This is a genomic window from Streptomyces sp. NPDC002851 (genome assembly GCF_053591935.1).
Genome location: NZ_JBSFUT010000052.1, coordinates 21,092 through 43,867 on the forward strand (window position 1 = coordinate 21,092; position 22,776 = coordinate 43,867).

A 22,776-nucleotide genomic window follows, 5' to 3' on the forward strand; every position below is an offset into this window, starting at 1 on the left:
CCTACGGTCCGTAGCCCGTCGGCCAACGGTCCGCAGCCCCTCTGCCTACGGTCGCCGTGGCTTGCCCTCTCCGTGCAGCCACGGGTCCCAGACCTTGGCCGACAGGTCCTTGCCCGCCTTCTTCTCCACGTACTGCTTGAACTCCGCGGTGTCCGCGTTGCCGTGGCGGTGGTCCCGCGTCCAGCCCTGCACGATGTCGTAGAAGGTGTCGTCGCCGACGGCCTCACGGATCTTGTGGATGACCATGGCACCCCGGTAGTACACCGGGCTGTCCGAGATGGCCTCGGGCCCGGTCGGCTTCGCCGGTGGGTAGGCCCAGATCTCCCTGACCGCCCCGGCGTCGCCGATCTGGTCCTCGACGTACTCGCCCTTGCCCGCATACACCTGGTCGAAGATCTCCTGAGCCGTGAGGCCGTCCTGGTCCTCGCTCCACAGCCACTCGGCGTAGGTCGCGAAGCCCTCGTTCAGCCACATGTCCTGCCAGGTCTTCGGCGTCACGGAATTGCCGAACCACTGGTGAGCCAGCTCGTGCACCATCAACTCGGTGTCCGGGGCGCCCGGGTAGACCGGCTTGGTCTGGGTCTCCAGGGCGTAGCCCGCGTCGTTCTCCTGGGCGATGATCGCGCCGACCGAAGAGAACGGGTAGGGGCCGAAGTTGAGTTCCTGCCACTCGATGATGTCGGGGAGCTCGGCGAGGATGTCCTCGCTCGCCTCGGTCTGGGAGGGGTCCACCGCCGTGTAGACGGGCAGCCCTCCCTTGCGTGTCGCGTTCTTCACCTCCGTTTTCTCGATGTCGTACGTGCCGATCGCCACCGTCGCCACATAGCTGGCCATGGGCTGGGCGCTGTGCCAGACGAACGTCGTGCCGTCGCCGTCGTCGGCGGGGTGCTCGTCCGTCAACTCGCCGTTGGCGACGGCCTTCAGGCCCTCCGGGACGGTGATCTCGATGTCGTAGGCGGCCTTGTCACTGGGGTGGTGGTTGCCGGGGAACCAGGCCATGGACCCGGCCGGTTCGCCGAGGGCCACGGCACCGTCCTCGGTGGGCAGCCAGCCCTCCTCGGCGCCGTCCTTGTCGGTGATGGTGCGTGGCTTGCCGGAGTAGCGAACGGTGGTGCGGAACGTCTCGCCCGCGCGCAGGTCGTCGCGGGGGCGGACGGTCAGTTCGTCGCGGTCCCGGTTGAAGCGGGCCTGCTTGCCCTCGACCGTGACCTTCTCGACGTCCAGGCCCGCCAGGTCCAGGTTGAAGGCGCTCAGGTCCTGGGTGGCGCGAGCCGTGATCACCGCCTCGCCGTCCAGCTCCTCCACATCCGCGTAGTAGCCGAGTTTCAGGTCGTAGTGGGTGACGTCGTAGCCGCCGTTGCCGAGGTTCGGGAAGTACGGGTCCCGCACGCCCGCGGCTCCGGGCTCACCCTGGACGCCGGTGTCGCCGCAGGCCGAGAGGACGAGTGCGGTGGCCGCGGCGAGGGCCAGGGACCGGGGCGCGCGGTGAGCGAGATGTCGTCGTATCACCCTGGTGATGCTATGTGGGCCTGATGTCGGGGTCAGTGTGGGAGCACCCGACTCGGGCGCCCCCGTGGGGGCACCCCGTCCACGCCGGCGCTCAGCGCGAGAGCGTGGCCGCGCCCGCCTGGGCGTACTTCTCGTCCAGGTCGCCGCTGGGGGCGCCGGCCACGCCTATGCCCGCGATCGGGGCGCCCTTGGCCTGGACCGGGGCGCCGCCCGCGAGGAACAGGGTGCCGGGGATGTCCTTCAGGTTCGGGGCCTGCTCCAGGCGCTTGACCAGCTCGGAGGTCGGGGCGTTCCACGACACCGCCGTGAACGCCTTCTTCTCCGCCGACTCGTAGGACTGCGGGCCCGCGCCGTCGCCGCGCAGCGTCACGATCGTGTTGCCGTCCCGGTCGACGACGGCGACGGTCACGCGCTGGTTGTCCTTCTCGGCGGCGTCGAGGGTGGCCTGTGCGGCCTCGGTGGCGGCGTCGATGGTGAGGTGGGTGGTCTTGCGCAGGTTGCCGCTCGCGGCGTCCGCGGTCGCGGCGGCGGGGGCCTTGGCCGGGGCCGCGGACGTCGGGGCCGAGGAGGCGTTGGCCGATACGGCTCCGAACGTGCCGGCGGCGAGGGCCGCGGTCAGGGCGGTGCCGGTGAGGATGCGGGCGCGAAGGTTCATGGGTGTGCGGTCCTTTCGGGAGCGATGAAGCGTGAGGTGCGGTCGCATGGTCTGCGGTGCCGCTCGCTTTCGATCCTCAGCCCGGAACCTGCCGTTCCTTGTCGGCGTACCGGCTCTGTCCGGCGCGCGTCTCGGACGACAAGAGGGTCGACCGATCGGTTGATGCGGGGGCCGCGGCGGCGGGTGACGATGGGCGAATGGAGGATCAAGGGACTCGACGGCTCGCGGCGGTGCTGCACACCGCGTTCTTCGTGCTGCTCGGCGCGTCCCTGGCCCGCTATCTCATCCGGCACCCCGGCTCCCCCACGACCACGTGGATCGTCACGCTGAGCGCCCTGCTCGCGCTGCTTTACGTGCTCGGCGGGCCCGCCCGCGGCGTGGACGCCGAGCCCACGACGCGGCGCGTGTTCTGGCTCTGCGCGGTGGTCGTCACGTGGATGGTCCTGGTGGAGCTCGCGCCCAGCTTCGCCTGGTGCGCGGTGCCCCTGCTCTATACGGGCCTGCGCACGCTGCCCGACCGGCCCGCGTTCTTCCTGGTCGTGGGGCTCACCGCGTTCGTGGTGGCCGCCCAACTCCGGCTCGCGGACGGCTTCGACCCGAATCTGGTGTTCGCGCCGCCCGCGGTCGCGGCCATCGCCGTCACCGTCTTCGTGCACATGCGGCACCAGGCGGAGCGGATGCGGGAGCAGGGTGCGCGGCTCGCCGCCACCGAGCGCCGCGAGGGCACGCTCGCCGAGCGGCAGCGCCTCGCCATGGACATCCACGACACCCTTGCCCAGGGCCTGTCCAGCCAGCAGATGCTGCTCCAGGCCGCGGACCGGGTGTGGGACACGGACCCGGCGGCGGCCCGGGCCCACGTCCGGACGGCCGAGTCCTTTGCGGAACGCAACCTCGCCGAGGCCCGCCGCTTTGTGCACGACCTGGCCCCGGCGGACCTGGCCGGGGGCGGCGGGCTCGGGTCCGCCCTGCGGGCGCTCGCGGAGCGGGAGTCGGGCGGCGGGCTCACGGTGCGCTGCCGGGTCGAAGGGGACACCGGAGGAGAAGGGGCGACGGGCGGCGAGCCGCCGCTGCCCGAGCGGGTGCAGTCGGCGCTGCTCCGCATCGCGCAGGGCGCGCTGGCCAACATACGCGAGCACTCCGGTGCGGCCACCGCGCAGCTCACCCTCGTCCACTTCGAGGACCAGGTCGTCCTCGACATCGCGGACGACGGGCGCGGCTTCGACCCGACCACGATACCCACCTCGCCGGACGGGATACGCGGGCACGGTCTGCCCGCCATCCGCGCCCGGGTCGCCCAGCTGGGCGGCACCCTGACCGTGGAGTCCGCGCCCGGCGAGGGCACGGTGCTCTCCGTCGCGATACCCCTGGAGCCCCGCCCATGACCACCCCGGAATCGACCAGTCCGGTGCGCGTCCTGCTCTGCGACGACCACACCGTCGTACGCGCCGGGCTGCTCGCCCTGCTCGGCAGTGCCCCGGACATCGAGGTCGTCGGCGAGGCCGGAACCGGCGAGGAGGCGGTCGCGCTCGCCGCGAAGCTGACCCCGGACGTGGTCCTGATGGATCTCCAGCTGGGCCCCGGGATGGACGGCGTGGAGGCCACCCGGCGCATCGCGGCCACCGAAGTGCATGTCCTGGTCCTGACGACGTACGACACCGACGCGGATGTCACCCGCGCCATCGAGGCGGGCGCGACGGGCTATCTCCTGAAGGCGGAGCGGCCGGAGGAGTTGTTCGCGGCGATCCACTCGGCGGCGCAGGGACGTACGGCGCTGTCGCCACCGGTCGCCAGCCGTGTCATGGCCCAGATGCGCAGCCCGCGGCCGGAGCTGACCAGCCGCGAGCGGGACATTCTGGGCCAGCTCGCCCGGGGCTTGAGCAACCGGGAGATCGCCCGCGCCCTGTTCATCAGCGAGGCCACGGTGAAGACCCATCTCGGCCGGATCTACGAGAAGTTGGGCGTGGAGACGCGGGCGGGAGCGGTGGCGGTGGCCAAGGAAAGGAGGTTGTTGCCGTGAGCCGAGAAGACTGCTGCGGTGAGTGGGCGCGGGCCGCCATGACACCATCACGGGCGTGCTCGACATCGGCTACGCCCTCTCCAACCGCTTCCCCGACCCGCCGCAGACCGACTACCGCCGTGCGGACCGGCAGGCCCTGCGGCACGACCTGTTCTGCGGTGACGTCTATCTCGCGGACACCCAGAAGGACCGGGAGCTGTCCACAGCCTGGGGATGGGTGCCGGTGCTCGACTTCGCGTGGGCGCTGTGCGACATCGTCGAGCTGCTCGACCGGGACCCGCTGGGCAGCCGTGCCGCCCGGCCGCAGCACGCCGAGCTCGACTTCACCGAATCCTCGGACCGGCTGCTCTTCGAGCGGCGGTTCGGCTGGGTGGATATCGAGGCGGAGTGGCAGCCCGCGGACGAGCCGCCGCTCTCCTTCCCGTACGCCGAACTGCGCCGGGAAGCCCGGGACTTCCTGCATGACCTGATCGCGGATCTGGGCGATCTGCATGAGGACCTGCTCGACAATCCCGCGATCTGGGAGCTGCAGGCTCGGTTTCCGCGGGTGTGAGTCTCTTCCCGGGTCCCAAGTCCCGGGAGCCACGCGGTTCTTCGTCGGACGGGGTTCACGGTGATCTCGTCGGACGGGGTTCACGGTGATCTCGTCGGGCCGGGGCGGGGAGAGGTATCCGGCCCGGCCCCTGGCCCTGGCCCGGACGCCGGTCCGGATCCCAGTCCGGATCCCAGTCCGGGTGCCGGTCCCGGGCCCAGCCCAGGGGGTGGTCCTGGTCCGAGGGCGGCGCCCGGGGGTGGTTCGCTGGGGGTGTGTTTGGGGGCGCGGGCCGTCACCATCAGGGCCGCTACCAAGCTGCCGAGCAGGATGATTCCGGCTGCCCACCAGATGGCCACGGTGAAGCCGTGTACGACGCCTTCGCGGACCACCTCGGCGCGGTCGGCAGGGTCGCGCAGGTGCGTGGCGACGTACGTGGTCGTCGTGGTGGTGGCGATGGTGTTGAGGAGGGCCGTGCCGATGGAACCGCCCACCTGCTGCGCGGTGTTGACGGTCGCGGAGGTCACCCCGGCGTCCTGGGGCGCGATGCCCGCGGTGGCGGTGGCGAAGACCGGCATGAAAGTCAGGCCCATGCCGAAGCCGGCGAGCAGCATTCCGGGCAGGACGTGGGAGGCGTAGCCACCGTCGGGGGTGAGCCTGGTGAGCAGGGTCAGGCCCAGCGCGGCGGTCAGCATGCCCGGCGCCATCAGGGCGCGTGGCGGGACATGGTGCAGAAGGCGGGCCGCCACCTGTGTGGAGCCGGTGATGATGGCAGCCGTCATGGGCAGGAAGGCGAGCCCGGTCCTGATCGGCGAATACCCCAGGACGAGCTGCATGTAGTAGGTGAGGAAGAGGAACACGGCGAACATGCCGATGGTGGCCAGGCCCATCGTCAGGAAGCAGCCCGCGCGGTTGCGGTCCCTGAGGATGTGCAGCGGCAGGAGCGGTTTCGGGGCCCGCTTCTGCCACCACACGAAGGCGGAGAGGAGGACGACGGCGACAGCGAACAGGGTGAGGACGAGCGGGTCGGTCCAGCCGCGGGGTTCGGCCTCGCTGCACGCGTACACGAGAGCGACCAGGCCGCCGCAGCCAAGGAGGACGCCGGGCACGTCGAGCCGGGCGCCCGCGTGGCCCGGCCGGTCTCGGAGCATCGTGAGGCCACCGAGCACGGCGATCAGGGCGATCGGGACATTGACGTACAGGCACCAGCGCCAGTTCAGGTATTCGGTGAGCAGCCCGCCCGCGAGCAGTCCGATCGCGGAGCCGCCGCCCGCCATGGCGCCATAGATGCCGAACGCCTTGCCGCGCTCCTTCGGGTCCGTGAACGTCGTGGTGAGCAGCGAGAGCGCGGACGGGGACAGTACGGCGGCGAAGATGCCCTGTAGCGCGCGGGCCCCGAAGAGCATGCCGGGCCCGGCGGCGGCACCGCCGAGCGCGGACGCCCCGGCGAAGCCGATGAGGCCGATGACGAAGGTCCGCTTCCGGCCGACGAGATCGGCGATACGGCCGCCGAGCAGCAGAAGGCCACCGAAGGCGAGGGTGTAGGCGGTGATGACCCACTGCCGGTTGCCGTCGGACATCCCGAGGTCGCGTTGGGCGGAGGGGAGCGCGATGTTCACGATCGTCGCGTCGAGTACGACCATGAGCTGGGCCAACGCGATGACGACCAGGCCCCACCAGCGGCGGGGATCGGGCGGGGCGACGGGCGTTGCGGGAGCGGCGGTGGCCGCCGTCGGCAGGGGCCGCCCGTCGGTCGGTATCGGCCCGTCGGAGGGAGTACTCATAACTTCCAGAACAGCATAGGTAGGGGTGGATTGCCCGGGTTCCGGTGATGGGTGATGGGTGGTGAGTGGTGGGGGGTGAGTGGCACACACCGCACCGCTCACGGCTACGGCTCCAGAACCACCTTGCCGACCGTCCCTCGCGACTCGAGTGCGCGATGGGCCGCGGCCGCTTCCGCCAGCGGGAAGCGCGTTACCGCGGGCCGCAGGCGTCCTGCCGCCGCCTCCGCGAGGGCCTCGCCCTCCAGGGTGCGCAGCGGGTTGTCGCCGCCCGCCTTGGCGAGCATCGCGGGCCCGAGGACCTGGATGGACTCGATGCCGCGTGCGGCCAGTTCGGCCTCGGGGATGGTGAGGGGTTCTCCGTCGTGCAGGCCCTTGCCGGACCAGCCGAAGACGAGGTGCGTACCGCCGGGGGCGAGCAGGTCGACGGCGGTGCGCGCGGCGTCGCCGCCGACGCCGTCGAAGAGGACGGTGGCCGGGCGGTCCCCGTACCGCCCGCGGATCAGGTCGGGCCACGCGGGGTCGGTGTAGTCGAGGGCGAGGTCGGCCCCGTTGGCCCGTACGCGGGCGGTCTTCTCGGGGCCGCCCGCGAGGCCGATGACGGTGGCCCCGGCATTCTTGGCGTACTGCACGAGGAGCGTGCCGATGCCGCCCGCGGCCGCGGGGACGATCGCCACGGAATCCGCGTCCAGCTCCGCGAAGCGCAGGATGCCGAGGGTGGTGCGCCCGGTGCCGATCATGGCGACGGCAGTGGCCGGGTCGAGCCCGGGCGGGATCTCGTGTGGCCGGTCCGCGTCGACGGTGACCAGTTCGGCGTAGCCGCCGGGCGCGAAGCCGAGGTGGGTGACGACGCGGCGGCCGAGCCAGGCGGGGTCGGCGCCCTCCCCGACCGCGTCGACGACACCGGCGACCTCGCGGCCGGGAATGGTCGGCAGCGCGGGCAGTTCGGGCAACGGGCCTTGCATGCCCGCGCGAATCACGGTGTCCAGGAGGTGTACGCCGGACGCCGCGACGGCGATACGGAACTGACCCGGGCCGGGCTCGGGATCCTTGACGTCCTCGTACACGAGGTTCTCGGCCGGACCGAAGGCGTACTGGCGGATGGCGTGCATGGCGGCGGCTCCCTTGGCTGCGTAAACCCGGATTCGGCGGGCACCGCATGTGGCATGGACCGAATGCGGCATGGACCGTATGCGGCATGGATCGAAGACGGTGTGAACCGAAGACGGTGTGAACCACTTACGGCGTGGCCCGCACACCTCGTGGTCCGCACACGGCGTGGACCGGGATGAGGCAGCCAGACTGCAACTTGAACCTAGGTTCAAGTCAACGGCGTGCTGACCTTGTTGGCCTTACTCGCCTTGTTGGCCTTGTTGGCCTTGTTGGTCTCCTTGGCCGCCCGCACCGCGAGCGTCGCCGCCATCACCGCGCTGTTGAAGGAGACCTCCGCCAGCACGCCGGGCGCCGCCACCTGGTCGCCCGCGAGGAAGACCCCGTCGCCCCGGTCGACGGCCGGTCGGTCCCGCCAGGTCGCGCCCGGCAGGTCGAGGGCGCCGCTGCGGCCGTCCGCGAGCGCCGTGCGCCGCCAGACGGTGCGCTCGCGCCAGCCGGGGAACCCCAGGTCGAGGAGGTCATCGGCGCGCCGCTCACCGGCGTCGCGCGGCTCGTCCGGGCCGATCGGCACCTGCCCTTGGATCAGTTGCTCGCCGCGCGGCGCGAGGGTGGGATCGGCGGCCGAGAACCGCTCGATCCAGCCCGGCGCGTCCAGGTCGGAGACGATGAACAGGTCCCCGCGCCGGGCCCGTACCGCCAGGTCGACCAGGACCGTGCGGCCGCTCTCCCAGCGCAGGGACGCGTCGTCGAGCAGTCGCCGGGCCGCGGCGAGCGAGGTAGCGACGACCACGGGCCCGTCCTCCGGCGGCGCGTCCACGCGCGCCCCGGTCTCGATCCGGACCCCCAGGTTCCGGGCGTGCCCGGCCATCCGCTCCACGAGGCCGCCCCAGCCGCCGCGCAGATAGTGCGCCTCCGGAGGCAGCTTGGTGGTACGCCGCAGCCGCTCGTGCACAAACGCGGCGGAGAGCGAGCCGGGGTCGTGGTGGAACAGCCCCACGGCGACGTAGTGCGCCGCCGCACGCGCCCCCTCCTCGCCTACCTCACCGGCCGCCCAGCTGAAGAAGTCCCGGTCCACGGGCGCCTGTTCGGCCTTGCGGAGCAGCAGCTTCAGCATGCCGAGCGGCGGCACCCGGCGCAGTCGGCCGCCGTGCCGCACCTGTGCCCGCGTGAGCTCGCGCAACGGCAGCTTGGCGAGCGAACCGATGAGACCGCGCTGCGCCAGCCAGGCCCAGTGGGGGCCGCCGTTGTAGAGGGCGTGCGGCCCTTCGTTGGTGCGGTAGGGGCCGGTCACTGTGGTGCGGGCGCGGCCGCCGAGCTCCCGGTGGGACTCGTACAGGGTGACGTCGGCACCCGCCTCGGCGGCGGTGATGGCCGCGGTCAGCCCGGCGAACCCGCCGCCGACAACGGTGATGCGGTACGGCTGCGACATGACTGCGTCTCCTCCGCTACGTCTGTCTCTATGTCTGTCTCTACGTCTCACAGGTACCGACGGACGAAGGTCCCGCGTCTGTGACATCTCCGGAAATCCGCAGGTCACAAGCGTGCGACGGGGATTGTCAGTGGCGTGCTCCACCATGGGGACATGGCACGACGACCGCCCCCGAATCCACCCGCGGCTCGCGCGGCCCGCGCGGCCCGCCCGGTTCGCCCGGCCCGGCGGCCCGAGCTCAGGCTGCCTCCCCTGACCCCGTACGACGGCGTAGGTGGCGTCGGCGGCACCGGCGGGACCGGCGGGACCGGGCTCTCGCCGGACGGCGACTACGACGGACTGCTGTTCGCCGACGCCGATCTGACGGGGCAACGGGGCGAGGGTGCCCGGTTCCTGGATTGTGCCCTTGAGCGCTGCGCCCTGGACGAGACGTCGTTGCGGAACGCCCGATTCATCGACTCCCGGCTGACGGCGGTACGTGGCGTGGGCGCCGATCTCGCGGGGGCGGCGCTGCGGGACGTGGAGCTGGTGGACGCCCGTCTGGGTGGGCTTCAGGTGCACGGCGCGGTCCTGGAGCGGGTGGTGATCCGCGGCGGCAAGATCGACTACCTGAACCTGCGCAAGTCCCGCCTCAGAGACGTGGTGTTCGAGAACTGTGTGCTTGCGGAGCCGGACTTCGGCGGTGCGTCGTTGGAGCGGGTCGAGTTCGTCGACTGCGCGTTGAAGCGGGCGGACCTCAGCGGCGTACGCATGACCGACGTCGATCTGCGCCGCGCTACCGAGCTCGACCTGATACGAGGAGCGGACCGGCTTGCGGGTGCGGTCATCTCGCCGACCCAGCTCATGGATCTGGCCCCGGTGTTCGCGGCGGAGATAGGCATCAAGGTCAGTCCTCTCGACGCCTCCTGAGGTCCCTCCCGAGGCCCGGCAGAGACCCCCGCCTGAGCCCCCACCCCGGGGCCCCTCCCGAGGTCCGGCTACAACGTCCCGCCGAGCCGTGCCAGCGCGTCGTCGGTCAGGCGGTAGACGGTCCACTCGTCCTGTGGGCGGGCGCCCAGTGCGTCGTAGAAGTCGATGGCGACCTTGTTCCAGTCGAGCACCGCCCACTCCAGGCGCTGATAGCCGCGGGCCACGCAGACGCGGGCCAGTTCGGCCATCATCTCCTTGCCGTGACCGCCGCCGCGGGCCTCGGGGCGGACGTACAGGTCCTCCATGTAGATGCCATGCGTCCCGCGCCAGGTGGAGAAGGTCAGGAACCAGAGCGTGAAGCCGACCGGGGCGCCGTTCTCGTCCTCGGCGATGAGCGCGTGTACGGCGGGGTGCTCACCGAAGAGAGCGGTGCGAAGCTGGTCCTCAGTGGCCCGGACCTCGTGCAGGGCCTTCTCGTACTCCGCGAGCTCACGGATCATGGCGTGGATGGCGGGGACGTCGGCGGGGGTCGCGGTACGGATCATGACCGCACGGTAGCCGGGCACGGCGGGCAGCGGGACACGGGGATGTCACCTTCCCGGCCCCGCCGCCGTCGGAACGGACAGGAGCCACCACAAGGAGCCACCACATCACCAGGACGGGGAGAGCGATGACCACCCCAGACAACGCATCCTCGAGCACGCCGCAGACCCTGCGGAACGCGCAGACCCCACAGCCGCCGCAGACCCGGCGGACCCCTCAGACCGCGCAGACCGCGCAGAACCCACAGTCCCCGCAGACCGCACAGACCCCACAGTCCCCACAGCCCCCGCAGACCGCACAGTCCCCGCAGACCCCGGGGACCGCGCCGACCCCGCGCGCCGCCCCGGAGCCCCCGCACACCTCCCAGACCATCCTCCTGGCGGGCGCGAGCGGTGTCCTTGGCCGCCATCTCACCCGCGCGCTCACCGCCGCGGGGCACCGCGTCACCGGGCTCAGCCGCGGCGCCGGCAACGACCTGCGCGCCGATCTGCTCGACCGCGACGCCCTGCTGCGGGCGGTGGACGGCACGACGTACGACACCGTCATCCACGCGGCCACCGCGCTGCGCAAGCCGCCCATGCGCCACCGCGACATGTACGCCACCAACGCGCTGCGCACCACCGGCACCCGGTATCTCATCGAGGCGGCGCAGGCCACCGGAGCGCGCCGGTTCGTCGTCGAGTCGATGACGTTCGGATACGGGTACGGGGACTTCGGGGACCACGAACTCGTCGAGGAGAAGGACGTGTTCGGGCCGCCCGGCCGCACCCCGGAGCTCGAACGGCACATCGCGGCGATGCGCACCAAGGAGGAGCTGGCCTTCAACACGCCCGGCCTGGACGGCATCGCGCTGCGCTTCGGGCTCTTCTACGGGCCCGGCGGCACCGAGGCCCTGGTGGCACTGCTGCGCAAGCGGAGCCTGCCGGTGCCGGACGACCAGGGCCGGGTGCTGCCCTGGATCGAGCTCGGCGACGCGGCCACCGCGACGGTCGCCGCCGTGGAACACGGAGCTCCGGGCCATGCGTACAACATCGCCGACGCCACCCCGACCGGTTTCGGCAGCCATGTCCGGGCGGCGGCCGAGGCGTTCGGGGCGCCGCAGCCGCTGCGGGTGCCGCTGTGGCTGATGCGCCCGATGTCGTACGCGCACACGATCATGTCGTCCAGGATCCGCCTGTCGACCGACCGGGCCCGCACGGAGCTGGGCTGGCACCCCCGGTACGCCTCCTGCGCGGAGGGGCTGCGGGCCCTGGCCGAAGCCTCGGCCGATGCACGGGCCTAACCGAGCCTGCGGTCCCGTACAAGTTCCGCGATGGCCAGTTGGTCCGGGTCCAGCCCGTCCTCGACGACGTCGGCGCCCTTGGCGTCCTTGGCGTCCTTGACACCCTTGGCGTCTTCGGCGTCCTCGATGTTCCAGAGCAGGTTCTGCAGGGCGCGGCCCATCGTCCATGCCGCCGCCCGCTGCCGGTCCAGGCCGACGACCTCCGTCAACAGGTCGAAGCGGTACAGGACTTCGGCCTCGTCGAAACCGTCCGTCAGCTCATTGAAGAGCGCGGGCATCAGGTCGAAGCCCGGGTCACCGGCGAGCGGCTTGGGGTCGATGGCCAGCCAGGGCTCGCGGTCGGCGGCCAGGACGTTGTCGAAGTGCAGGTCCCAGTGGAGCAGCCGGTCGCCGGGCTCATCGATGACATCCCGTACGGCGGAGGCGCAGCTCAGGAGCGTCTGCCGGGCACGGGTACCAGCACGGGAACCGGCGCCGACGAGCGGTGAGCGCACGGCGCTCGGTACCGCGTCGAGCATGCCCTGCGCGATGTCGCCGAGGCGGCGGATCCCGGCGGGGGCCTGCACGGCGGTGAGCCGGGCGAGGAGCCCGGCGAGGATGCGGGTGGCGGCACGAGTGTCGTCGAGGCTCGACAAGTGGCGGGTCTCATCGAGGCGTTCGAGCAGCAGGGTGTTGCTGGCCACGTCGTGGGCGAGCAAGCGCACGATCCCGTTACCGCCCCAGCGGCGCAGGCCGGGCCCCTCGCCCTCGCTCTCCTCGTCGTTGAGCTGGAGCTTCAGGACGGCCGGGGTGCCGTCGAGGACCCGCTCCACGGGGAGCACGAGGGAAGCCATGCCGTACATGGACGGGCCGGTGAGCCGCAGCTCCCAGCGCTCCAGGAAGTCGGCGGCGCGGCGCGGGAGTTCGTCGATGAAGGCGCGGCCCGCGTCGCCGTTGTACTTGATCTGCGTACGGGCGAGTTCTTCCGGGACGCGGATGTCGTCGATCACGGGCCGATCCTAGGCACGAGCCCCGGGCTGCTGCCGGGGGTGCGGCTCAGGCCCCGGCCGGGTCGAGCACCTTCTGGAAGCCTTCCGAGGTGAAGAGAGATGAGGGGAATGAGGGGCCCGCGCTGAGTGCAACCGGCAACCAGAAATGCCCACAAGGTGCCACAAGGTGAACCTTCTGCAATCGTGTAGGCATGACTGAGATTGCCATCAGCAAGGCCCGCTCCGAGCTCGGGGACCTGGTGCGCCGCGCCGCGCACGGCCGCGAGACCATCGCGCTCACCGATCACGGTCACGTCGCCGCGCTCCTCGTGTCACCACAGGTCATAGAGGACCTGGAGGACTCGCTCGCGATCGCCGAGCGGGAACGGCGCAAGGCGGAGGGCACGCTCGGCGAGGGCATGTCGCACGAAGAGGTCGGCCGGCTGTTGGGGCTGCGTGCGTGACGTACACCATTATCTGGGAGCCAGAGGCCACGAACACGGCCGTGCGGTTCCTGAAGGAGGACCCCCACGGGCTGAGCGCCTTGTACGAGGCCGTCGACCGCCTCGCCGAGGACCCACGACCCGCCAACTCCACGCCGTACGGCAGTGCTTACCGACGCCTCCGGGTCGGCAGCGATCGGGCCCTTTACCTCATGGACGACGACGTGATCCGCATTCTGGTCACCCACATCGGTCGCGCCTCCGATTGAGGAGCGGGTGCCGAGGTAAATGCGCATGTCGTCCCCCCTTCGGCAGAGGCACGCATCACCCCCAGGGACCACGGCCGCTCACCCCCAGGGACCACGGCCGCTCACCCCCAGGGACCACGGCCGCGCCCGTCCCGCGGCCGATACTGAATGCCATGGCCCCCCTCTTCACCGCCCTCGGCGACCCCGACGCACCTCGGGAGCAGCGCCGGAGCCTGCTGGTTCTGCGGGCCCTGGCCGAGGCCACCGGAGCCGGGGGGCTGATGCTCCTCACCTATGGCGGCTTCGGTGAAGGCTTCGGCGAGACCCTCGACAGCGACGTCATGCTCGCGCTCGGCACGGCCATGCTCGCGCTGCTCGTCGTACGCCGCCGGTTTCCGGCCGTCAGCCTGCTCGGCGCGGGCGCGATCATGGGCCTGCTGCCCGCCGCGGGCCTGCCGGTCGCCGTGATCGCGTACACCACCGCCCGACGCCAGGTCGTGCCACGCCGCCGCGCCGCCGTCCTGCTCGGCGCCTCAGGGCTCGCCATGCTGACCGCAGCCGTGTCCGCGCCGTTCATCGGGATGGGCAGCCACATCTTCGGCCTGGCGCTCGGCACCGTGCTCTCCGCGACCGTGGTGGTCGTACCCGGCCTGCTCGGCACCAGCACCGGGCAGCAGGAACGGCTGCTCCGGGCGCTGCGCGAACGTACCGCCGCGGCCGAGGAGGCCCGCCGCCTCGCCGACAGCGAGTCCCGGATCCACGAACGGTCCCGGATCGCCGCCGAGATGCACGACCTCGTCGGCCACCGGCTCAGCCTCATCTCGCTGCACGCGGGCGGCCTGGAAATGGCCCTGCAGAGCAGCGGCCAGTCGGCCGAGCTGCGCGACGAGGCCGCACTGGTACGCCGCGCCACCGGCGACGCCATGCGTGAGCTGCGCGAAGTGCTTGGCGTCCTGGGCCCGTTGGCGCGCGACACCGGCACCAGCGCCCTGACCGACGCCACCGGCACCCGGGCCGACGTCGAAGCTCTGGTCGAGGAGTCGCGGCGGGGCGGCATCCCCGTGGAGTTCGCCTGGCACGGGGCCGATCTGGACGGACGCGAGGCCCGGGTGCGCCGGGCCGTGCACCGCGTGGTGCGGGAGTCCCTCACGAATGTGCACCGGTACGCCGCCGGGGCTCATGTCACGGTGACGGTCACGCACACCGACGAGCGCGTCGAGATCGTCGTACGCAACGGAGTGCGGCCCAGGTCAGGACCCGAGCCCGGCGTCGCCACCGGGCTCGGGTCCGGGCGCGGGCTCACCGGATTGCGGGAACGGGTGGCGCTGCTCGGCGGCAGCCTGGAGGCGGGGCCGACGGAGTCCGGGGGGTTCGCGGTGACGGCCGTGATTCCGGCGGAGCCGGGGGTGGCGGCGGGCACGGGCGACGGTGGCTCACGGGCCGGGGAATCCGACTACGGCCCTTCTGACCACGGCCTTTCCGACTACGGCTTTACGGAGGCCCACGGGGCCGACGCGGGCACCGGACACCCACCCCCGCGCCGGGCGTTCTCCGACTTGCCGCGCCGTGCCGTCAGCGCCCTCACCGGACTCCTCGGGCTCGCGGGCGTCGGCGTGATGATGCTGTTCGGGATCATCCTGCTGTTCCAGGCACGGCCGGACCCCGGCTACCGGCCGCCCGAGGAGCCCCGGATCGGCATGGACCGGGACAAGGTCATGGAGGCAGTCTGGGGCGACAGCGAAGCGGTACGCGCGGCCGCGACCGGACGCGAACCCGCCCACCCCGAGTCGGCGACCAGCTGCGTCTATCCGATGGTCGGGGCCGAGGAGGCGCTGCCCGCGCGGTCCGATCGGAACGGCTCCGAGGGGGCCGAGAGGGCCGAGGGGGCCGAGGGGCCCGGTCGGCTGCGCATCACCCGTTACTGTTTCGAGCGGGACACGCTGATCGCCATCGACCGCTTCACCGTACCGATGGTGTCCCGGACACCGCCGTGGAAGGCCGGATGACCCCCCGATGCACAGCTCCGAGGCGCCGATGAACACCCCCAGCCCTGTCCCCAGCCCCGTACGCGTCCTGCTCGCCGACGACGAGGAGATGATCCGGCACGGCGTCCGGCTGATCCTCCGGCACGCCGAGGGCATCGATGTCGTCGCCGAGGCCGTGAACGGCGCCGAAGCCGTCCGGCTCGCCGCCGAGACCCGGCCCGACGTGGCGCTCGTCGACATCCGGATGCCGGTGCTCGACGGGCTCGCCGCGGTCGAGCAGATGGTCGCCCTCGACCCGGCGCCGCAGGTCGTCATGCTCACCACGTTCGGCGACGAGGAGAACGTGACGCACGCCCTGCGCTCCGGCGCCACCGGCTTTCTGCTCAAGGACGAGGGGCCGCAGGAGCTCATCAGCGCGGTACGGGCCGCCGCCGCGGGCGACGCCGTCCTCTCGCCCGGGGTCACGGGGACGGTCATCCAGCGGATGCTCCAGGGCACCCCGGCGACCGGGCCGACCGGGCCGACCTCGCCGAGCTCGCCGACCTCGCCGACGGGACAAGGACAGGCAGGGGCAGGAGCAGAGGCAAAGGAATCCGGTCCGGCGCAACGCATCGCCGCCCTCACCGACCGGGAGCGCGAGGTCCTCGCGATGCTCGGGCAGGGCCACGCCAACCTCGAGATCGGCCGCCAACTCGGCATCGGCGTCGGCACGGTGAAGACTCACGTCGGCGCGATCCTGGAAAAAACCGGCTCCACGAGCCGCGTCCAGGCAGCGATCCTGGCCTACCAGGCCGGTCTCGTACGCTGACCAGGCCGGTCTCGGACTGAAAGGGCCGCCCGTCGCGGCGGGATCGCTCACCAACTCGTCCTCGTACGCCGATCAGCTCCACTTCGTACGCCAACGGGCTCGATCTCCTACGACGACCAGCTCGACCTCGTACGCCGATCAGCTTGATCTCATCCGTACGCTGCCGGACCCGAGCATCTGCCATAAGGCAGATCCCCCATCAGCCTCCGGGACTACGCACGCCCCTCTCCCCCGACCTGGGACAGGCCCCGTATTCACACCCTGAGGCCGACGGTTCGGCGCCGTCGCGCGCCAAGGATGGACGTGCCGTCAACGTCCTATCCCGCTATCCCAGGAGCCGTCATGTCCGCCCCCGCACCCCTGCCCTCGCCCGCATACGCCCCGGCCGCGACCGGGGACGCCGCCCGCGCCACCGGCCTGAGCAAGGTCTACGGCACGGGTGAGACCCGGGTCGTCGCGCTCGACTCGGTCTCCGTCGGATTCGAGCGCGGGCGGTTCACCGCGATCATGGGGCCGTCCGGCTCCGGCAAGTCGACCCTGATGCACTGCATGGCGGGGCTCGACTCGATCTCCGGCGGTTCGGCCATGATCGGTGACACCGAGCTGTCCCGGCTGACCGACCGGCAGCTCACCCGGCTTCGCAGGGACAAGGTCGGCTTCGTCTTCCAGGCGTTCAATCTGCTGCCCACGCTCAGCACGTACGAGAACATCACGCTGCCCCTGGCCATCGCGGGCCGTACGCCGGACAAGGCGTGGGTCGACACGGTCGTCCGCACCGTGGGCCTCGGTGAGCGCCTGGGGCACCGGCCCACGCAGCTCTCCGGCGGGCAGCAGCAGCGGGTCGCCGTGGCGCGCGCCCTGGCCTCCAAGCCGGAGATCATCTTCGCGGACGAGCCGACCGGCAATCTCGACTCCCGCTCGGGCGCCGAGATCCTGGCCTTTCTGCGGGACTCGGTACGGGAGTTGGGGCAGACCGTCGTGATGGTCACGCATGACCCGGTGGCCGCGGCGTATGCGGACCGGGTCATCTTCCTCGCGGACGGCCGCGTCGTGGACGAGCTGCTCGCGCCGACCTCCGCGACCGTCCTGGACCGCATGCGCCTCTTCGACGGCAGGGGCCGTACGACCTGAACCCCTCCCTCCGTACCCCCGAACCCGAACCCGTACGAGTACCAGGACCAGGATCAGGACCAGGACCGATACCCATGCTGCGTACCGCCCTGCGCAACGTCCTTGCGCACAAAGCCCGATTGATCATGACCGCGCTCGCGGTGATGCTCGGCGTCGCCTTCGTCTCCGGCACGCTCGTCTTCGGCGACTCCGTGACCCAGGCGTTCCGCGACGCCAGTTCCAAGTCGCTCGCGGACGTCGCCGTCTCCGTGCAGGCCGAGGCGCTGCCCGGCGAGGACCCCGCCGAGGACGACGGCAAGCGCAAGACCGTCCTCGACACCGAACTCGCGGACAAGATCCGCGAATTGCCCGGGGTCACCTCCGTACGCCCCCTCGTGAACGGCACCGTCACGCTCGCCGACAAGAGCGGCCGCCCGGTGAACGCCGACAACAATTGGCAGAACCTGGCCACCAATTACGTGCCTGACCCAGACCGCGGGAGCTCCGGCTCCGGCTCTGGTTCCGGCTCCAGTTCCGATTCTGGCTCCCACTCACGTCCCGGCCGCGACCGGAACCCCGCCCCCGGTCCCGACCCGCACTACCCCATCAGCGAGGGCCGCGGCCCGGCCGCCGCCGACGAGATCGCCCTGGACACCCGTACCGCCGAGAAGGCCGGATACCGCATCGGCGACACCGTCCGCTTCGCCACCGACGGCCCGGCGCTCACCAAGAAGCTGGTCGGCACCGTCCGCACCGACGACCCACGGGTGACCGCGGGCGGCACGCTCGCGCTCTTCGACACCCGCACGGCGCAGCAACTCTTTCTCCACAAGGGCCGGTTCGACGAGTTCGCGATCGGCTCGAAGCCCGGCACCGACAACGAGGCCCTGACGACCTCCGTACGGGACCTGCTGCCGCGCGAGGGCGCCATGGCCACCAGCGGCGCACAGCTCGCGGCCGAGCAGTCCGCGCAGATCGCCGAGAACACCAAGGCGCTGACGAAGATGCTCCTTGTCTTCGCCGGGATCGCGCTGTTCGTCGGCGTGTTCATCATCGCCAACACCTTCACCATGCTGATCGCCCAGCGCAGCCGCGAGATCGCCCTGCTGCGGGCGGTGGGCGCGTCCCGGCGGCAGGTCGTACGGTCCGTCCTGGTCGAGGCCGGGCTGCTCGGACTCGGCGCGTCGGCGGCCGGGTTCGCGCTCGGCCTGGGCATCGCGGCGGGCCTTCGACCACTGCTCAACGCGGGAGGCGCGGGGCTGCCGGAGGGCTCTTTGGTGATCTCCCCGGCGGCGCTCGGCTGGTCGCTCGTGGTCGGCGTCGTCGTCACCGTGCTCGCCGCCTGGCTGCCGTCCCGCAAGGCGGCGCGGATCGCCCCGGTCGAGGCGCTGAGCAGCGTCGACCTGGCGCCGAAGGTCCGCTCGACGGTGCTCAGGAACGTCCTCGGCGGGCTGCTCACCGGGGCCGGTGTCCTGGTCATGCTGTACGTCACCACGCTCGAGGGCGGCGACGAGGCCAACCTCATGATCGCCATGCTCGGTTCGATCCTGACCCTCACCGGCACGATCGTGCTCGCGCCGCTGCTCTCCCGGCCCCTGGTCGCGGTGGCGGGACGCCTGACCACCCGCCTCTTCGGCGTCAGCGGCAAGCTGGCCCGCGAGAACGCACTGCGCAACCCGCGCCGCACCGCCGCCACCGCCTCCGCCCTGATGATCGGGCTCACCCTGATCACCGGCCTGAGCGTGGCCGGGAACTCCGTGGACGCGGCCCTGCGCGAGGAGGCGACCCAGGGCCTCACCGCCGACTACAAGATCTCCACCGCCGGTTACGAGGGCCTGGACACCGGCCTCGGCAAGAAGGCCGACCAGGTTCCCGGCGTCGCAGCGGCCGCGCCGGTCACGTCCTCGGCGTTCGACGTAGGGGGAGAGTTCGCGCTGGTCACGGGCGCGGACCCGCAGCGCCTAGCCAAGGTCGCGGAGCTGCGGTTCACCAGCGGCTCGCTCGACGCGGTCGGCCCCGGCAAGGTCGCGCTCTCCGAGCCCCTCGCCAAGACGACCGGCCTGACCACGGGCGACACCTTCGAGGCGAACTTCGACTTCGGCCCGGGAACGGGGAATCAGGACAAGGACGAGGACGAGGACGAGGGCAAGGACAATGACAAAGGCAAGGGCCAGGACAAGGACAAGGACAAGGCGGGCGAGGGGAAGAAGAAGCTCACCGTCGCAGGCGTCTACCAGCCCACCCGCGCGGTCGACGACGCCCTCGGCACCCTCGGCGACGTACTGCCGCACGCCCGCGGCGGCAAGCTCGACAACATCCTGGTGAAGGCGGCACCCGGCCGCGCCACCGGCCTCGAACACGACCTGCGCACCGCGCTCGGCAACAGCCCGCTGCTCAAGGTGCAGAACCAGGAACAGCTCGCCAAGGCCGAGTCCGGACCGATCACCGTCATGGTCAACATGCTCTACGGACTGCTCGGCATGGCCGTCGTCATCGCCGTCCTCGGCGTCGTCAACACCCTGGCCATGTCGGTGTTCGAGCGCACCCGCGAGATCGGCATGCTGCGCGCCATCGGCCTCGACCGGTCCGGCGTGAAGCAGATGGTCCGTCTGGAGTCGGTGGTGATCTCGCTCTTCGGCGCGGTCCTCGGCATCGGCACCGGCATCTTCCTCGCCTGGGCGGGCGGCAGCCTCACGGCGTCCTCGCTCACGACGTACGAGACCGTACTGCCGTGGCTGCGCCTCGGGCTCTTCCTGCTCCTCGCCCTCGCCATCGGCATCCTCGCCGCGATCTGGCCGGCCCGGCGGGCGGCCCGCCTGAACATGCTGCGGGCGATCAACGCGCAGTAGCGGATGTACGAGTACGAGAACAGGGACGTACGAGTACGAGAACAGGTACGGGCCCGGCCCGGGCCCGGGCACAAAAACTGTGGGGCTCCCCGGCGGAGGAGCCCCACAGTCGTCCTTGAGCCCCCTGTCGGATTCGAACCGACGACCTACGGTTTACAAGACCGTTGCTCTGGCCATCTGAGCTAAGGAGGCGGGCGCCAACACTCTACAGGGGACCCTCCTGATACAAATCAGTCCTGTAGTTGTTCGAATCTACGAGCGCCCGCGCAAGCCCTCTACGAGGACCTGCGACAGCCTTCGAGCGGCATCGAGCGACTTCGAAAGGCTTCGAAGACTTCGAGCGGCATCGAAAGGCTTCGAGCGGCTTCGAGAGGCGAAAACCACCGGCCGGAGGGGGTTGGACGACCATGACGAATACGACGCACCCAGTGCAAACCGCTCCCGCGGGGGAGCGGGCCGCCGCGATCATCGCGGAGGTACTCGGCCTGCCCGAGGCACCCCTGCACGAGAACCTCTACGACGTGGGCGGCTCCTCCCTACAGGGCATCCGCATCTGCGCCCGGATCCAGAAGGAACTCGGCGTCAAGGCATCCCCCGAGGACCTCTTCGAGAGCGAGACGCTCGGGGACTTCTGCGCCTCGGTCGCGAACGCTCCCGCCCAGAGCCTTGCGTGACGGCACGGGCCCGGACGGCCTGATCCACACCGGCATAGCCCGGCACGCCGCCCTACACCCCGACGCCCCCGCCCTGATCCAGGGCGCCCTGCGACTCAGCTACCGGGATCTCGACCTCGCCGCCGAGACGTACGCGAGCGAGTTACGGCGGCACGGGGTCGGCCCCGGCTCCCTCGTCCCGGTCGCCCTCGACCGCTCGCCACGACTGGTGACGCTGCTGCTCGGGGTACTCAAGTGCGGTGCGGGGTACGCCGCGTTGGACCCGTCCTGGCCACGGGAACGGCTGCGGACCGTGGTGACGGCGCTGCGACCGGTGGTGGTCGTGGGGGCGGCTCTCACGGGGTTAGGGGTGCCGGTGTGGGAGCCGGAGCCCGAGGCGGAGCTACCTGTTCCGATGGCGACCCCGAGTACCACCGTCTCCCCAGCCTCCGTCTCCCCAACCTCCGTCTCCCCAACCTCCGTCTCCCCAGCCTCCACCGCCACCGTCTTCTTCACCTCCGGCACCACCGGCACCCCCAAGGGCGTGCTGTCCCCGCACCGCGCCACGACCCGCCTCTGCCCGCCCGACGCACCGCTCGCCGGGCTCGGCCCCGGCCGCGTGATGGCCCAGGCCGCACCCGTGTCCTGGGACGCCTTCACGCTGGAGGTATGGGTACCGCTACTCACCGGCGCGACCTGCGTGATGACCGAGGCCCGGCCCCTCCTCCCGGAGGACCTACGGGAGTTGGTGCGGGACCACGGCGTGGACACCCTGTGGATCACCGCGTCCCTCTTCAATCTCTTCGTCGACGAGGACCTCGACTGCTTCACGGGCCTCGGCCACGTCCTGACCGGCGGCGAGGCCGCGTCCCCCGCGCATATACGCCGCTTCCTCGACCGCCATCCGAACACGGCCCTGTTCAACGGCTACGGCCCGGTCGAAACCTGCGTCTTCGCCACCCTCCACCGCATCACCCCGGACGACCCGGACCGCCCGTACGGCATCCCCATCGGCCACCTAGATCCCGCAGGTGTCACCGGCGCCGACGGCACCCCCGGAGCCACCGCAACCACCGCAACTTCCCTGCCCGGCACCCGCATTCATCTCATCGACGGCGAGATCTGTGTGTCCGGCGACGGCCTCGCTGCCGGGTACCTCGGCCTCCCGGACGCCACAGCGGAACGGTTCACCACCATCACCACGGAGGACGCCCCCGGCAACCTCCGCAGCCCCAGCCCACCCGGCACACCCGGCACACCCGGCACTCCCATCCGGGTATACCGCACCGGAGACCTCGGCACCCTGGACGCCGACGGACTCCTCTACTTCCGCGGCCGCACCGACCGCCAGGTCAAAATCTCCGGGCACCGGGTGGAACCCGCCGAGACCGAGGCCGCCGCCCGCCGCGTCCCCGGCGTCCGCGACTGTGCCGCGGTCCCCCAGGGCGGCCGCCTGGCCCTGTACTACACGCCCGACCCCGGAGCCCCGACCACGCCACCCGCCGTCCGCCGCGCCCTGCGCGCCGCACTGCCCGGCCACCTCGTCCCGCACCTGGTCCGCGAGCTGCCCACCCTGCCCGTCACCCCCAACGGCAAGGTCGACCGCTCCGCCCTGACCACCGAACCCCCAACCCCCGGAAGCACCCCGTGACTCCCGCGCCCCACGACCACCCCGCAACACCGCCCCACCCGGCCCCGCCCCCGGCCCAGGACCCGGCGACGCACACCGCGCACCCCACGCAACCCGCGCACGCTTCGTACCCGATGTCCCCCGAGCAGGAGTCGATCTGGCTCAACGACCGCCTGCACCACGAGACCTCACCCCAGCTTCCCCCCTCTCCCCCCTTTTCCCCCACCGCCCCGTCCACCTCCGCCACCGCTCCCCCCTCCACCCACGCCGGGACGTCCCAAGAGCACTGGCCTGGTCCATTGGACCTCTTGC

Annotated in this window: 20 protein-coding genes and 1 tRNA gene; 13 read left to right on the plus strand and 8 right to left on the minus strand. The window is 71.6% G+C overall.

The annotated features are described in order from the left end of the window. Window positions 1-45: 45 nt before the first annotated feature. The gene (locus ACWD10_RS34995; RefSeq protein WP_451097723.1) at window positions 46-1,509 is read right to left on the minus strand and encodes a M1 family metallopeptidase; all 1,464 of its coding nucleotides are present in this window, start codon (window positions 1,507-1,509) and stop codon (window positions 46-48) included. Window positions 1,510-1,600: 91 nt separating this feature from the next. Next, the gene (locus tag ACWD10_RS35000) at window positions 1,601-2,164 is read right to left on the minus strand and encodes a GlcG/HbpS family heme-binding protein (RefSeq protein WP_451097724.1); all 564 of its coding nucleotides are present in this window, start codon (window positions 2,162-2,164) and stop codon (window positions 1,601-1,603) included. Window positions 2,165-2,361: 197 nt separating this feature from the next. Here ACWD10_RS35000 and ACWD10_RS35005 point away from each other — a divergent pair, with 197 nt between their 5' ends. From ACWD10_RS35005 to ACWD10_RS35015, 3 genes are read left to right on the plus strand one after another with little or no spacing between them, the layout of a single operon-like run. Beyond that, the gene (locus tag ACWD10_RS35005) at window positions 2,362-3,546 is read left to right on the plus strand and encodes a sensor histidine kinase (RefSeq protein ID WP_451097725.1); all 1,185 of its coding nucleotides are present in this window, start codon (window positions 2,362-2,364) and stop codon (window positions 3,544-3,546) included. After that, window positions 3,543-4,181 carry a response regulator gene (locus ACWD10_RS35010; RefSeq protein WP_451097726.1) on the plus strand — a complete coding sequence of 213 codons (639 nt, stop codon included), beginning with the start codon at window positions 3,543-3,545 and terminating at the stop codon, window positions 4,179-4,181. Before ACWD10_RS35005 ends, ACWD10_RS35010 begins: the two co-directional genes overlap by 4 nt. A 55-nt stretch (window positions 4,182-4,236) precedes the next feature. Continuing rightward, window positions 4,237-4,734: a hypothetical protein gene (locus tag ACWD10_RS35015; RefSeq protein ID WP_451097727.1), complete on the plus strand. Its 498-nt coding sequence runs from the start codon at window positions 4,237-4,239 to the stop codon at window positions 4,732-4,734. Between the two features lie 80 nt (window positions 4,735-4,814). On the opposite strand, the gene ACWD10_RS35020 is transcribed toward ACWD10_RS35015, so the two are convergent. The 3 genes from ACWD10_RS35020 to ACWD10_RS35030 form a co-directional block, all read right to left on the minus strand. Further along, a complete protein-coding gene (locus ACWD10_RS35020) occupies window positions 4,815-6,497 on the minus strand; it encodes an MFS transporter (RefSeq protein WP_451097728.1) in 1,683 nt (560 codons plus the stop codon). A 104-nt stretch (window positions 6,498-6,601) separates the two neighbouring features. Beyond that, the gene (locus tag ACWD10_RS35025) at window positions 6,602-7,606 is read right to left on the minus strand and encodes a zinc-binding dehydrogenase (RefSeq protein WP_451097729.1); all 1,005 of its coding nucleotides are present in this window, start codon (window positions 7,604-7,606) and stop codon (window positions 6,602-6,604) included. A 209-nt stretch (window positions 7,607-7,815) separates the two neighbouring features. Continuing rightward, window positions 7,816-9,036 carry an FAD-dependent oxidoreductase gene (locus ACWD10_RS35030; RefSeq protein ID WP_451097730.1) on the minus strand — a complete coding sequence of 407 codons (1,221 nt, stop codon included), beginning with the start codon at window positions 9,034-9,036 and terminating at the stop codon, window positions 7,816-7,818. A 153-nt stretch (window positions 9,037-9,189) separates the two neighbouring features. On the opposite strand from ACWD10_RS35030, the gene ACWD10_RS35035 reads away from it, so the two are divergent. Continuing rightward, on the plus strand, window positions 9,190-9,945 hold the full coding sequence (locus tag ACWD10_RS35035; RefSeq protein ID WP_451097731.1) for a pentapeptide repeat-containing protein: 756 nt from the start codon (window positions 9,190-9,192) through the stop codon (window positions 9,943-9,945). A 68-nt stretch (window positions 9,946-10,013) separates the two neighbouring features. Here ACWD10_RS35035 and ACWD10_RS35040 read toward each other — a convergent pair whose 3' ends face one another. Further along, window positions 10,014-10,490 (minus strand): N-acetyltransferase family protein, encoded by a 477-nt coding sequence (locus ACWD10_RS35040; RefSeq protein ID WP_451097732.1) that lies wholly within the window; start codon window positions 10,488-10,490, stop codon window positions 10,014-10,016. A 125-nt stretch (window positions 10,491-10,615) separates the two neighbouring features. On the opposite strand from ACWD10_RS35040, the gene ACWD10_RS35045 reads away from it, so the two are divergent. Next, the gene (locus ACWD10_RS35045; protein ID WP_451097733.1) at window positions 10,616-11,770 is read left to right on the plus strand and encodes an NAD-dependent epimerase/dehydratase family protein; all 1,155 of its coding nucleotides are present in this window, start codon (window positions 10,616-10,618) and stop codon (window positions 11,768-11,770) included. Here the strand turns inward: ACWD10_RS35045 and ACWD10_RS35050 are convergent. After that, window positions 11,767-12,759 carry an aminoglycoside phosphotransferase family protein gene (locus ACWD10_RS35050; RefSeq protein ID WP_451097734.1) on the minus strand — a complete coding sequence of 331 codons (993 nt, stop codon included), beginning with the start codon at window positions 12,757-12,759 and terminating at the stop codon, window positions 11,767-11,769. The genes ACWD10_RS35045 and ACWD10_RS35050 overlap by 4 nt on opposite strands. Before the next feature lie 191 nt (window positions 12,760-12,950). Here ACWD10_RS35050 and ACWD10_RS35055 point away from each other — a divergent pair, with 191 nt between their 5' ends. The 6 genes from ACWD10_RS35055 (at window position 12,951) to ACWD10_RS35080 (ending at window position 20,181) form a co-directional block, all read left to right on the plus strand. Next, the gene (locus ACWD10_RS35055; RefSeq protein WP_451097735.1) at window positions 12,951-13,202 is read left to right on the plus strand and encodes a type II toxin-antitoxin system Phd/YefM family antitoxin; all 252 of its coding nucleotides are present in this window, start codon (window positions 12,951-12,953) and stop codon (window positions 13,200-13,202) included. Next, window positions 13,199-13,450: a type II toxin-antitoxin system RelE family toxin gene (locus ACWD10_RS35060; protein WP_451097736.1), complete on the plus strand. Its 252-nt coding sequence runs from the start codon at window positions 13,199-13,201 to the stop codon at window positions 13,448-13,450. Before ACWD10_RS35055 ends, ACWD10_RS35060 begins: the two co-directional genes overlap by 4 nt. A gap of 152 nt (window positions 13,451-13,602) precedes the next feature. Further along, the gene (locus tag ACWD10_RS35065) at window positions 13,603-15,435 is read left to right on the plus strand and encodes a sensor histidine kinase (RefSeq protein ID WP_451097737.1); all 1,833 of its coding nucleotides are present in this window, start codon (window positions 13,603-13,605) and stop codon (window positions 15,433-15,435) included. Between the two features lie 7 nt (window positions 15,436-15,442). After that, window positions 15,443-16,222 carry a response regulator gene (locus ACWD10_RS35070; protein WP_451097738.1) on the plus strand — a complete coding sequence of 260 codons (780 nt, stop codon included), beginning with the start codon at window positions 15,443-15,445 and terminating at the stop codon, window positions 16,220-16,222. Window positions 16,223-16,564: 342 nt separating this feature from the next. Next, a complete protein-coding gene (locus ACWD10_RS35075) occupies window positions 16,565-17,353 on the plus strand; it encodes an ABC transporter ATP-binding protein (protein ID WP_451097739.1) in 789 nt (262 codons plus the stop codon). Between the two features lie 74 nt (window positions 17,354-17,427). After that, window positions 17,428-20,181 carry an ABC transporter permease gene (locus ACWD10_RS35080; RefSeq protein ID WP_451097740.1) on the plus strand — a complete coding sequence of 918 codons (2,754 nt, stop codon included), beginning with the start codon at window positions 17,428-17,430 and terminating at the stop codon, window positions 20,179-20,181. A 118-nt stretch (window positions 20,182-20,299) separates the two neighbouring features. Here the strand turns inward: ACWD10_RS35080 and ACWD10_RS35085 are convergent. Then, window positions 20,300-20,373, minus strand: a tRNA-Thr gene (locus tag ACWD10_RS35085). Between the two features lie 236 nt (window positions 20,374-20,609). Here ACWD10_RS35085 and ACWD10_RS35090 point away from each other — a divergent pair. Both ACWD10_RS35090 and ACWD10_RS35095 read left to right on the plus strand, forming a co-directional pair. Continuing rightward, entirely contained in the window at window positions 20,610-20,855 is a 246-nt protein-coding gene (locus tag ACWD10_RS35090) for a phosphopantetheine-binding protein (protein WP_451097741.1), read from the plus strand. Next, entirely contained in the window at window positions 20,848-22,485 is a 1,638-nt protein-coding gene (locus tag ACWD10_RS35095) for an AMP-binding protein (RefSeq protein ID WP_451097742.1), read from the plus strand. The genes ACWD10_RS35090 and ACWD10_RS35095 overlap by 8 nt, the downstream gene beginning before the upstream one ends. Window positions 22,486-22,776: the final 291 nt, after the last annotated feature.